The 2,653-nt window shown below is 65.4% G+C and carries 3 protein-coding genes; 2 read left to right on the top strand and 1 reads right to left on the bottom strand.

Going from position 1 to position 2,653, the window contains the following annotated elements:
- A partial coding sequence (locus WAW85_RS05295) for an MFS transporter (RefSeq protein WP_422558596.1) occupies positions 1-282 on the bottom strand: 282 nt, incomplete at its 3' end.
- Between the two features lie 103 nt (positions 283-385).
- On the opposite strand from WAW85_RS05295, the gene WAW85_RS05290 reads away from it, so the two are divergent.
- A complete protein-coding gene (locus WAW85_RS05290) occupies positions 386-1,651 on the top strand; it encodes an aspartate kinase (protein ID WP_422558597.1) in 1,266 nt (421 codons plus the stop codon).
- A gap of 2 nt (positions 1,652-1,653) precedes the next feature.
- Positions 1,654-2,653: aspartate-semialdehyde dehydrogenase (locus WAW85_RS05285; protein WP_422558595.1), on the top strand; the 1,000-nt coding region annotated here is incomplete at its 3' end.

Here is a 2,653-nt window from a genome sequence, read left to right as displayed (position 1 = left end):
GGCGATGCCGAACAGGCCTGCACCCAGCAGCAGGATGCGCCGGCGCCCGTAGCGGTCGCCGAGATTACCCATGGTGATGAGCAGGCCGGCGATCAAGAAGCCGTATACGTCGAGGATCCACAGCTCTGCGGTCGCCGAGGGATGCAGTGCCCGAGTAATGGTCGGCATCGCCAGATACAGGACGGAGAAGTCCATGGACACTAGGACCACCGGCAGCATCAAGACACCGAGGCCCACCCACGCGCGGCGGCGAGTGAGGTGGCTGGGGGCGGCGGACATCATCGGATGATCGTACGCAGTGCTCCACTTCGGCAGGCCCTCTGCGGACCGGTAGAGTGTTCCGAGAACGAAGCACGTGCGCACAGCGAGCAAGAAAGGCCCCGACGTGGCACTGGTGGTCCAGAAGTACGGTGGCTCGTCGGTGTCGGATGCGGAACGTATCCGTCGCGTCGCCGAGCGGATCGTGGAGACCAAGCGGCAGGGCAATGACGTCGTCGTCGTCGCGTCGGCGATGGGTGACACCACCGACGAACTGCTGGATCTCGCCGAGCAGGTCAATCCACACCCGCCGCAACGCGAAATGGACATGTTGCTCACCGCCGGTGAGCGCATTTCGAATTCCCTGCTGGCGATGGCGATCGAAGGCCTCGGCGAGCAAGCACAGAGCTTCACTGGCTCGCAGGCCGGTGTCATCACGACGGCGAGCCACGGCAAAGCCAAAATCATCGACGTGACCCCCGGCCGGGTTCGCAGCGCCCTGGACGAGGGCAAGATCGTGATGGTCGCTGGCTTCCAGGGTGTCGCCCAGGACACCAAGGACGTCACCACTCTCGGTCGCGGCGGCTCGGACACGACGGCCGTGGCGCTGGCCGCAGCGCTGGCGGCCGATGTCTGCGAGATCTATACCGACGTCGACGGCATTTATACTGCCGATCCGCGGATTGTCCCGGACGCTCGACGCCTCGATCAGGTCTCTTTCGAGGAGATGCTGGAGATGGCGGCCTGCGGCGCCAAGGTTCTGATGCTTCGGTGCGTGGAATACGCGCGTCGATACAACGTTCCCGTTCATGTGCGCTCGTCGTACTCGACTAACCCCGGCACCGTGGTGTCCGGATCGATGGAGGACATCCCCGTGGAAGAAGCAATCCTCACCGGAGTGGCCCACGACCGCAGCGAAGCGCAGGTCACGATCTTCGGTCTCAACGACACCCCCGGCCATGCCGCGAGGGTGTTCCGGGCCGTTGCCGACGCCGAAATCAACATCGACATGGTGCTGCAGAACATTTCCGCGGTCCAGACCGGCAAGACTGACATCACCTTCACCCTGCCCAAGGAACTCGGCCCGCTGGCGATCGAGAAGCTCTCGGGAATCTCCGACGAGCTCGGTTACTCGGAGATCAAGCTCGACGAGAATGTCGGCAAGGTTTCGCTGGTCGGTGCCGGCATGAAGAGCCACCCGGGCGTCACGGCGACCTTCTGTGAGGCGTTGGCCTCGGCGGGTATCAACATCGAGCTGATCTCCACCTCGGAAATCCGCATCTCGGTGCTGCTGCGCGACGACCAGCTCGACGACGCGGTCCGTGCGCTGCATGCGGCGTTCGACTTGGGCGGCGATGAGGAAGCCGTGGTCTACGGCGGAACGGGGCGATAGAGATGGTCAGTATCGGAGTAGTCGGCGCGACCGGTCAGGTCGGCGGCGTGATGCGCGCACTCCTGGCTGAGCGGAAATTCCCGGCCGATCAAGTGCGTTTTTTCGCGTCGCCGCGTTCGGCGGGTAAGTCGCTGCCGTGGGGCGACGGTGAAATCGTCATCGAAGACGCCACCACCGCCGATCCCCGTGGCCTGGACATCGCGCTCTTCTCGGCAGGCGGCACCATGTCCACGGTGCAGGCCCCGCGTTTCGCCGCGGCTGGCGTCACCGTGATCGACAACTCATCTGCTTGGCGTAAGGACCCGGACGTGCCACTGGTGGTCGCCGAGGTGAACGGCGAGCAGGCGCAGAACCCGCCGAAAGGCATCATCGCCAACCCGAACTGCACGACGATGGCCGCGATGCCGGTGCTCAAACCGCTGCATGACGCCAAGGGTCTGCGTCGCCTGGTGATCTCCAGCTACCAGGCCGTCTCGGGCAGCGGCCTGGCTGGTGTCGCCGAACTCGCGACGCAGGTCCGCAAGGGGATTGACGGCGCCGAGGGGCTGGTCTTTGCCGGCGACGCCGTCGATCTCGGTGAGCCCGTCAAGTACGTCGCACCGATCGCGTTCAACGTGGTGGCGCAGGCTGGCGACTTTGTCGACGACGGTTCCGGTGAGACCGACGAGGATCAGAAGCTTCGGTTCGAATCGCGCAAGATTCTGGGTCTGCCCGACCTGCTGGTGAGCGGTACCTGTGTCCGCGTGCCGGTGTTCACCGGGCACTCGCTCTCGATCAACGCGGAGTTCGACGAGGCCATCACCCCGGCGCAGGCGCGCGCCATTCTGGCCGAAGCTGCCGGGGTGTCGGTGGTCGACGTGCCGACGCCGCTCGACGCGGCGGGCGGCGACGTCTCGCTGGTCGGCCGTATCCGGCAGGACGAGGGCGTGCCCGGCGGTCGCGGCCTCGCGCTCTTCGTGTCCGGCGATAACCTCCGCAAGGGTGCCGCTCTCAACACCATTC

The sequence above is a fragment of the Gordonia sp. (in: high G+C Gram-positive bacteria) genome (genome assembly GCF_049299075.1).
Taxonomy (GTDB): domain Bacteria; phylum Actinomycetota; class Actinomycetes; order Mycobacteriales; family Mycobacteriaceae; genus Gordonia.
This window is presented reverse-complemented; position numbering and strand designations above follow the sequence as displayed.